At 59.9% G+C, this 8,858-nt stretch carries 6 protein-coding genes and 4 pseudogenes; 1 reads left to right on the top strand and 9 read right to left on the bottom strand.

Annotated features, from left to right (window positions below):
* The 8 genes and pseudogenes from OQK_RS23960 to OQK_RS32120 all read right to left on the bottom strand — a co-directional run.
* Positions 1 to 262 (bottom strand): annotated as a pseudogene (locus OQK_RS23960) (malto-oligosyltrehalose trehalohydrolase); the annotation flags it as partial.
* 17 nt (positions 263 to 279) lie between these two features.
* Complete coding sequence (glgA, locus tag OQK_RS23965) at positions 280 to 1,866, bottom strand: glycogen synthase GlgA (RefSeq protein ID WP_016774645.1); 1,587 nt, start codon at positions 1,864 to 1,866, stop codon at positions 280 to 282.
* 590 nt (positions 1,867 to 2,456) lie between these two features.
* Positions 2,457 to 3,410: a D-2-hydroxyacid dehydrogenase family protein gene (locus OQK_RS23970; protein ID WP_016774646.1), complete on the bottom strand. Its 954-nt coding sequence runs from the start codon at positions 3,408 to 3,410 to the stop codon at positions 2,457 to 2,459.
* Positions 3,411 to 3,422: 12 nt separating this feature from the next.
* Positions 3,423 to 4,469 carry an alpha/beta fold hydrolase gene (locus OQK_RS23975; protein ID WP_016774647.1) on the bottom strand — a complete coding sequence of 349 codons (1,047 nt, stop codon included), beginning with the start codon at positions 4,467 to 4,469 and terminating at the stop codon, positions 3,423 to 3,425.
* 86 nt (positions 4,470 to 4,555) lie between these two features.
* Positions 4,556 to 4,990, bottom strand: coding sequence for a YqaA family protein (locus OQK_RS23980; protein ID WP_016774648.1), 435 nt, complete (start codon positions 4,988 to 4,990; stop codon positions 4,556 to 4,558).
* On the bottom strand, positions 4,990 to 5,436 hold the full coding sequence (locus OQK_RS23985) for a DUF411 domain-containing protein (RefSeq protein WP_016774649.1): 447 nt from the start codon (positions 5,434 to 5,436) through the stop codon (positions 4,990 to 4,992). Before OQK_RS23985 ends, OQK_RS23980 begins: the two co-directional genes overlap by 1 nt.
* Before the next feature lie 240 nt (positions 5,437 to 5,676).
* Positions 5,677 to 6,204, bottom strand: a pseudogene (locus tag OQK_RS32115) (methyl-accepting chemotaxis protein); the annotation flags it as partial.
* 333 nt (positions 6,205 to 6,537) lie between these two features.
* Positions 6,538 to 7,668: pseudogene (locus OQK_RS32120) on the bottom strand (HAMP domain-containing protein); the annotation flags it as partial.
* A 354-nt stretch (positions 7,669 to 8,022) separates the two neighbouring features.
* Here OQK_RS32120 and OQK_RS23995 point away from each other — a divergent pair.
* Complete coding sequence (locus OQK_RS23995; RefSeq protein ID WP_016774651.1) at positions 8,023 to 8,550, top strand: hypothetical protein; 528 nt, start codon at positions 8,023 to 8,025, stop codon at positions 8,548 to 8,550.
* Between the two features lie 20 nt (positions 8,551 to 8,570).
* Here OQK_RS23995 and OQK_RS31685 read toward each other — a convergent pair.
* A pseudogene (locus tag OQK_RS31685) lies at positions 8,571 to 8,858 on the bottom strand (hypothetical protein); the annotation flags it as partial.

Genomic DNA, 8,858 nt, shown 5'->3' on the forward strand with positions numbered 1-8,858 from the left:
CGAGGTCACCATCCTGCGCCCTGGAGGCCGGGTCCGGCACCTCCAGTTCGCCATCGATGCAGTAACGGTAGCGACTGCCCGCCGGGCAATTGGCCTTGATTACAAACCAACCGTCGCCCTGAGGCAGCATGGGCAACGATTTTCCATCTTCCAGTTCCACACTGACGTAGAACGCGTCAGGCGCCCACAACGCAAATTGCGTGTGCTCGGCATCCAGCATGATCGCGCCGTGGGGCCAGGTTTCTTGGGTCCTTGACGGCATTTTCTGCAACTCCCTGGTTATTTGTGGCTGGCTTTACCCAACGCCTTGGCGACCAGTTGTTCGTAAAGTTCGGCGTACGGTTCAACCGCTTTGCTCCAGTTGAACGGTGCAGCCATGGCGCGGCAGCGCATGGCATTGAGCAGTTCCGGGAAGGCGAAGACCTTGAACGCGCGGCTCAGGGCTTCCTTGTAGCTATCAACGGTGGACTCATCGAAGAGGAAACCGGTGACGCCGTTTTCAATGGTGTCGGCCAGACCGCCGGTGTTGCGCGCGACCGGCAGCGAGCCGAAACGCTGGGCGTACATTTGGCTCAAGCCGCAAGGCTCGTAACGCGAAGGCATCAAGAGGAAATCGCTGCCGGCGAACATGCGTCGGGCATCGGTTTCGTTGAAGCCGATGCGCACGCCGATCTGGCCTGGGAAGCGCAGCGCCAATTCGCGCATGGCTTGCTCTTCTTCCGGCTCGCCGCGACCAATGATTGCGATCTGACCACCGTTCTGCACGATGAACTCGGACACCGCTTCGGTGAGGTCGAGACCTTTCTGATAGACCAGGCGCGAAACCACGGCGAACAGTGGGCCGGTAGAGTCATTCAGGCCGAACAGCTCACGGACGTGGGCGGCGTTGACCGCTTTGCCTTCCCAGTCGCCGATGGCGAACGGGGCGAACAGGTGCGGGTCGGTCGCCGAATCCCAGCTCTCGTCGATGCCGTTCGGGATACCGCTGAGCAGGCCTTGCTGGGTCTTGGCGGCAAGGAAACCGTCGAGGCCGCAGCCGAAGTCCGGGGTGGTGATTTCTTGCGCATACGTCGCGCTGACGGTGGTGATGTGGCTCGAATAGGCCATGCCGGCCTTGAGGAACGACATCTTGCCGTAGAACTCCATGCCTTCCTGTTGCAGGGCATGGGTGGGAATCCCCAGCTCCGGGCAGGAACCAAGGCTGGTCACGCCCTGGTAGGCAAGGTTGTGAATGGTAAACAGCGTTGGCGTGCGCTGCCCGCGCCAGTGCATGTAAGCGGGCGCGAGGCCAGCCGGCCAGTCATGGGCGTGCACCAGATCCGGGCGCCAGTGGATTTGCGCAAGGTTGGCGGCGATGTCGGCAGCGGCGAGGCCGAGACGGGCGAAGCGGATATGGTTGTCCGGCCAGTCGCGACCGTTGTTGGCGCCGTAAGGGCCACCTTCACGCTCGTAGAGTTCAGGGCAGATCAACACGTAGATCACCAGGCCATCGGGCATGTCCATGCGTCCGATCTTGCAAGGTGGCAGCGCAGCGTGGCCACCCAGCTCGCCGATGATGTGAATCGGGTTTTCGCTGTGCACCACTTGCGGATAACCGGGAATCAGCACCCGCACATCATGCAGATGGGCCATGGCCCGGGGCAGGGCGGCGGAGACGTCACCGAGGCCGCCGGTCTTGACCAGATCGGCGATTTCCGAAGTCACGAACAACACTTTTTTCTTGTTGGGATTCTGGCTTGCTACAGGAGCAAGCGTCTTGGTGCCGGGTACGTTGATCTGTCGGCTGCCGGGAACACTGATGGTGCTCGATTCTCCAAGCGACTGGTGAGCACGCTCTCCCTGAATATCCAATGCCGCACTGATCATATGTATCTCCCGTGTGTGATCTGATTCTTGTCTCGAACAAGCTGTTTCGTGGCCAAATCCTGTGGCCGGGCGCAAAGGCGCCACGCATCGGTGAGCAAATGCTGACCCAACACGCGCAAGCAGAATGGGTGGTGAGGCCGTTGCAAGGATTACACCAGTCGCTTTCGCCCAGTTGTTCTGATGACCTGTGGCGTGAAGCAAAAGTTTCGACTTTTTTTCGTCGGTATGACTGAGTGGTTTGGCCACTGAAAAATCAGTCTAGGCCAGATCCTAGAGCGGGTCGGGGCAAATGGGTAAATTGTTCGACAATCGGTTGTGTCGGGATGTTAGCGAGGGTTCAGGAGGGGAAACGCTCCGACGAAGGGCATGTTTTTCGGTCGGAGTGGGCCAAAACGGTGACTGGTTAGTCACGGTTTTGTGCTAGGGGATGGGCGGGTTGCACCGTTGTGGTGCGAGGCTGTTTCAAAGTGTCGTCCGAGGTGACTTCTTCGCGAGCAGGCTCGCTCCCACATTGGAACGCGTACAACTTGTGGGAGCGAGACTGCTCGCGAAGAGGCCTGTTGCAGCAACTCAACTTTAAAGTGATGGAATCAATTCAACAGACGCACCGGCTCCCCAGCTGCCCAACCCTGAATATCCTCGATCATCTGCCGGAAGAACTGCTCGTAATTCTGCCGACTGACATAGCCCACATGGGGCGTGGCGAGGACATTGTCCAGCGTGCGAAACGGGTGCAGGATCGGCAAAGGCTCTTGTTCGAACACGTCCAGCGCCGCCCCGGCAATTCGCCGTTTCTGTAGCGCCTTGATCAACGCCGCTTCATCGACGATCGGCCCGCGAGCAGTGTTGACCAGCAGCGCAGTCGGTTTCATCCACTCCAGCGCCTGGGCATCGACCAGACCGCGACTGCGTTCGCTGAGCACCAGATGCACCGACAGCACGTCGGCCTGCTCGAACAATTGCTGCTTGCTGACATACGTCACGCCGGCCTGTTCGGCGCGTTCGGCGGTGAGGTTCTCGCTCCAGGCGATCACCCGCATGCCGAACACCTGGCCGAACTGCGCGACCCGCTGGCCGATGCTGCCCAAACCCAGGATTCCCAGGGTCTTGCCATGCAGATCGCCGCCGAGGCCCTGTTGCCACTGGCCGGCGCGCAGGGCATTGGCTTCCTTCACCAGATCACGGGTGGCCGCCATGATCAGCGCCCAGGTCAGTTCCGGTGCGGCATGTTTGTAACTGTCGGTGCCGCAGACCTTGATGCCCAGCGCTGCAGCGGCCGGCATGTCCAGCGCCGCATTGCGCATGCCGCCGGTGACCAGCAACTTCAGATTGGGCAAGCGTCCGAGCAAGTCGGCGTCGAAACGCGTGCGTTCGCGCATGACGCAGATCACCTCGTACTGGCCGAGGCGCTCGGCCAGTGTCGCGTTGTCGGCCGGGTAATCATGCACAAAGGTCACTTCACCGATGCTCTCCAGCACGGACCAGTCGACCACGTCGCGTGCCACGTCCTGCCAGTCATCGATCACTGCAATCTGCACCGTCATCGGCTTACCTCATCATGGAGCGGAAGGAGTCTTGCCCAGCCAGCCGAGCAGCGCCTGATGGAATTTCTCCGGTTCTTCCATTTGTGGCGCGTGGCCCATGCCCGGGAATTCGATCAGCGTCGACTGCGGAATCAACTTGGCGACCTGTTTGCCGAGCACCTCGTAGCGGCCGATTTTCGCTTTGACTTCCGGCGGTGCTAGGTCCTTGCCGATGGCGGTGGTGTCGGAGGTGCCGATCAGCAACAGGGTCGGCATCTTCAGGTCCTTGAACTCGTAGTAGACCGGCTGGGTGAAAATCATGTCGTAGATCAGCGCCGAGTTCCACGCGACCTGGGTCTTGCCCGGACCTTTGCTCAGACCGGCGAGCATGTCGACCCAGCGATCGAATTCGGGCTTCCAGCGGCCGTCGTAATAAGTGGTGCGCTCATAGTCGCGAATGCCCTTGGCCGTGACCTTCAACTCACGCTGATACCACTGATCGACGGTGCGATACGGAACGCCGAGGGCTTTCCAGTCTTCCAGACCGATCGGGTTGACCATCGCCAATTGATCGACCTGCTCAGGGAACAGCAGCGCATAACGGGTGGCGAGCATGCCGCCGGTGGAGTGGCCGAGCACAGTGGCTTTCTGAATGCCCAACGCCTTGAGCAATTGCTGGGTGTTGGTCGCCAGTTGCTGGAAGCTGTACTGATAGTGCTCGGGTTTGCTGGAGGTGCAGAAGCCGATCTGATCCGGCGCAATCACGCGGTAGCCGGCATCGCTCAAGGCCTTGATCGAACTGTCCCAGGTCGCTGCGCAGAAATTCTTGCCGTGCATCAGCACCACGGTGCGGCCGTTGGCCTTGCCATTGGCGGCGACGTCCATGTAGCCCATTTGCAGCTTCTGGCCTTGGGATTCGAAGGCGAAATGTTTAAGCGTGTAGGGGTATTGGAAACCTTGCAGCTCCGGGCCATAGGCAGGCCCTTCGGCGGGGGCGGTTTCAGTGGCTGCGTGCGCCATTAATGGCAGGGCAGCGCTGAGGACGAGGCCGGGCAGCCAGCGGGAAAGCGTGACGGACATAAGCACAAACTCCTTGAAAATTGGCCGACTCTGGAAGGTCGGGATTACGCCGACGTTAAACAAAGGCAATCACAGCGAAGGTTGGTTCAACCGAGCCAGCCCAGGGTCAGCAAGGCCAGCACGCCATAGCGCGCGCCTTTGGCCAGGGTGACGATCAACAGAAAGCGCCCGAGCGGTTCGCGCATGACGCCGGCAATCAAGGTCAGCGGATCGCCGATCACCGGTAGCCAACTGAGCAGCAGCGACCAATGCCCATAGCGCTCGTAGTGCTTGCGCGCCTTGGCCATGTGCTCAGGGCTGACCGGGAACCAGCGTCGATCCTGAAACCGCTCGATGCCCCGTCCCAGCCACCAGTTGACCAGCGAACCGAGCACGTTGCCCAGCGTCGCCACCGCGAGCAAACCCCACAGCCAGTAACGCTCGCTGACGATCAGGCCGACCAGCAGCGCCTCGGACTGCAACGGCAACAATGTCGCCGCGCCAAACGCAGCAAAGAACAGGCCGAAGTAGGCTGCCCCCATCAACGGGCCGGGTAGTCCGCCACTACCACATCAGCGCCGTCCTTCTTCAGGCCGATGACCTGATACGCGTCGCTCATGCCGTCCATTTCCATGCCCGGTGAGCCCATTGGCATGCCCGGTGCAGCCACACCCAGCAGATCGTCGCGCTTGCTCAACGCAAGCACCTGATCGGCCGGCACATGGCCTTCAACGAATTTGCCATTGATGATCGCCGTGTGGCAGGACGCCAGACGCGGTGGTACGCCGTGCTGCTGTTTAAAGCTGCTCATGTCGCTTTCGACGTGATCTTCGACTTTGAAGCCATTGGCTTCGAGATGGCTGATCCATTTTTTGCAGCAGCCGCAATTGGCATCGCGGTGCACTTCGATCGGGATCAGTTCGGCGGCTTGCGCCAGGGAGGAGATGAACAGGGCGCTCAGGGTGAGCAGACGCAGTTGGCTTCGCATGGGAATGGGCTCTCGACTCGGTGAAGGTCAGCAAGAACGCATTTTGACCGGTTTTTCCATCCCGGCATCAACTGAGTGTTTCCAGTTGCTACAAAACACCCGAACCAATGTGGGAGCGAGCCTGCTCGCGAATGCGGTTGATCAGCCGCAGATACAGTGACTGAAAAAAATCGCTTTCACGAGCAGGCTCGCTCCCACAGGGGTTTGGCGTAAAGGCCAAATCCCCTTGTCGCGGTTGGCTTAACTGACCTTGAACCGCCCCATGATTGCGCTCACGCGGCTATTGGCTTCGAGCAACTGGCGGGTATTCAGCTCGCTGGCCTGGCCGCTCTGCACCAGTTCATCGACCATGTGGCGGATCTGCACCATGCTGCGGTTGATCTCTTCGGTCACTGCGCTTTGCTGTTCGGCGGCGGTGGCGATCTGCGTGCTGAGGCTGTTGATGTGGCTGACCGAGCCGGCCATTTCGTCCAGCCCCGAGTTGACTCGGGCGGTGGCGTCAGCGGCGGACTGGCAACTGGCCTGGGTGTTTTCCATGGCACTGACCGAGGAACTGACGCCTTGGGTCAGACGGGTCAACATTTCGTTGATTTCCGAAGTGCTGGCCTGAGTGCGGGCGGCGAGGGCGCGGACTTCATCCGCCACTACTGCAAAGCCGCGACCCTGTTCACCGGCCCGGGCCGCTTCGATCGCGGCGTTGAGGGCGAGCAGGTTGGTCTGCCCGGCAATCGCACCGATAACACCGAGGATTTCGGTAATGCGCTGGGCGTCCTGCTGCATGTTTTCAACTTTGTGTGTAGCGCTGGCCACTTCGTCGATCAACGCGACCACGCTGTTGGTCGCTTCACCCACCACGACGCGCGAGCGATCGGCGTTTTCATTGGCGCGCTGGGTGAACGCAGCGGTTTCAGCGGCATTCTGCGCCACGCTTTCAGCGGTGGAGCTCATTTCGGTAATGGCGGTGACAGTCTGGTCGGTTTCCGACGCGTGACGCAGCAGAATCTGGCTGGTGTGCGCCGAAGTGCGCTGCAGATTATCGAGGCTGGAGGCCATGGCACCGGTGGCCTGGGTGACTTCGCCGATCATGTTCTGCAAATAGACGATGAAGGTGTTGACCGAATGGCCGATGGCACCCAGTTCGTCTTCGGCGCGAATGGTGATGCGGCGGGTCAGGTCGGCGTCACCGCTGGACAGTGAATCGATGTTGGCTTTCAGAGCCTTCATGCGCTGTACCAGTTTGCGAATCGCGTAAACCTGCAACAGCACCAGCAGGATCACCAGCGGAATCTGGATCAGGCTGAGACTGTTGAGCACATCGTCACGCTGGGCGGTGAGCATTTTGGTCGGCAGGGCGGTGGCGAGGAACCACGGTGTGCCCTCGATAGGGCGCATGAAGAAGGTGGCGTCTTCACCGTTGTTGTCGAACTCGACGCGTTGCGCTTTATCGCGGTTCTGCAGGCCGGTCTTGATCTGATTGATGAAGGTGGAGCTGGCCGCCAGTTCGCTGATGTTCTTCAGGACGATCGGACCGCTGATGCGCGAGCTGTTGCTGATGATCTTGCCGTCAGCCTCGACGATGAGCATTTCGGCGTTGAGGTCTTTTTCCTTGCGCGCCACCAGGTCGTTGAAGAAGCCCAGGGTCACGTCGATGGTCGAGACGCCCCAGGCGCTGCCGTTCTTGTAGATCGCCATGGCGCAGTTGGTGCGCGGCTCGGCACTGGCGTCGTCCTTATAGGCAGCGGCCCACGCGCACTGGCCGCTCGGGGTGGCCATGCCGCCCTTGTGCCAGCTCTGGTCGTAGTAGTTCGGTGCGGCGTCGCTGTTCCAGAACGTATTGACCTTGAGCTGACCCGAGGCATCCCGGTGCCAGAAGGTGCTGAACTTGTTGCGCCCGGCTTCGCGCTGGCCCGGCAACGGCCAGATACCGCCGCCAAAGACTTTCAGTTCGCCGTACTGATCCACCAGCCCTGGCAACACCACGTCGATGGCTGCACTGTCGAGCAGGGGGATGGTCTGGGTGATACTGCGTTGCTGCGCCTGCACCTTGTTCAGTTCGCCCTGAATCTGCACGGCGACTTCGGCGATGCGGTTGAGCACGACCTTCTCTTCGGTATCGCGCAGGGTCGGTGCGACCAGTTGGCTGATGCCGACCACGGTGAGCACGGACAACAACAGGATGAACAGAATCAGAAACAGCGTGTAGCGAGCCTGAATAGTGCGCAGTGCGGGCATGGAACTGATCCTTGAGCGGCGTTTTTGTTGGAGGGCAGGAATAAAACAGGGCGGGTATCACAGCGTATCGTCGTTACGGGCGGAAGCTTTAGGTACTTGCGCGCCGAAAGAACTCAGGGCGATGACCGGTTGGTATCGGGATTGGTACATCCCCGGCAATCGCCTCAGTTGTTACATCTTGATGACGGCGCTGAAGCAATGTTTGCGGGCCTTAAGCTCGGTGTCATGAATGTACGAGATTTGTAAAAAAGCGCACAAAAGGGTTGGTTGGATCAGGCGAAGCGGCCGATACTCGCGCCCATTCAATTGGTTGGAACAAGGACATTTCATGCTCATTGCACAAGGAATCCTCGCATGACGATCGGTTATACCGGCGCCTGGGAAAGCAAGGCGGGCGTAATGGTCCGTGATACCGGGGCGAAGAAACAGGTTTCGCAGAGCGTCAAGGTGCAGCAGATGCTGACGCTGGTCGGTAACGATCCGAATGCACTGAATGTCGCGGAGATGGACAAACAGGGTTTGCGCAAGCAGATCAAGGGCTTTGATCCAGCCAACGTTTCCGTCAAGCAGTTGGGCAACCTCAGCGAATTCCTGCGCGGGCGCGGCCTGATTTCCGAGATCACCTCGATCACCTTGCTCAATGCCGGCGACAAATTCGACCGCTTCGGCGTGCAGAAAGACCCGGAGGCGAAGTTCAACGCGCTGGAGTATTTCGCCACGCAGCTCGATGCCATCCAGACCAACAGTCTCAATGGCAATTACTACGGCAAGAGCCTGATTCCCGAATTCAAGAAAGCCATTTACGTCCTGCAGAATCTCAAGACCTATGGCGAAGGCAATGCGGCAGTTCCGTCCGACAAAGGCCTGACAGCCAAGGCGTGACGTCTGCCGATGAAGCCCGCTCATCCGTGTGCGGGCTCCGGCTGATTACACCGCAGCCATGGCTCGCCCAGTGAGTTGACGTTGTGCCTGGTCGTGTAACTGCTTATGTGCGGGCAATGCAATGTCAGCTTGCGCGTGCGGTAGCCGCGATGAAACAACGTCAGCCAGCCTCCTGGATTGTCTTGCGCAGGCGCCAGACCGGTGAAAGCAAAACCGATGGCGTTAAGACTGTGCAGATCCACGGCAAACTGTCGCGAAAGCTGTAGACGAATCGAAACCAGCCAGTGCCCGGGCAGCGTTCTCAGCTG

Source organism: Pseudomonas sp. R62, assembly GCF_000257605.1.
GTDB classification, from domain to species: domain Bacteria; phylum Pseudomonadota; class Gammaproteobacteria; order Pseudomonadales; family Pseudomonadaceae; genus Aquipseudomonas; species Aquipseudomonas atacamensis.

Bases quoted from the DNA above. Each gene is read 5' to 3' on its own strand.
- glgA (WP_016774645.1), bottom strand. From the start codon at position 1,866: ATGATCAGTGCGGCATTGGATATTCAGGGAGAGCGTGCTCACCAGTCG.
- OQK_RS23975 (WP_016774647.1), bottom strand. From the start codon at position 4,469: ATGTCCGTCACGCTTTCCCGCTGGCTGCCCGGCCTCGTCCTCAGCGCT.
- OQK_RS23970 (WP_016774646.1), bottom strand. From the start codon at position 3,410: ATGACGGTGCAGATTGCAGTGATCGATGACTGGCAGGACGTGGCACGC.
- OQK_RS23995 (WP_016774651.1), top strand. From the start codon at position 8,023: ATGACGATCGGTTATACCGGCGCCTGGGAAAGCAAGGCGGGCGTAATG.
- OQK_RS23980 (WP_016774648.1), bottom strand. From the start codon at position 4,990: ATGGGGGCAGCCTACTTCGGCCTGTTCTTTGCTGCGTTTGGCGCGGCG.
- OQK_RS23985 (WP_016774649.1), bottom strand. From the start codon at position 5,436: ATGCGAAGCCAACTGCGTCTGCTCACCCTGAGCGCCCTGTTCATCTCC.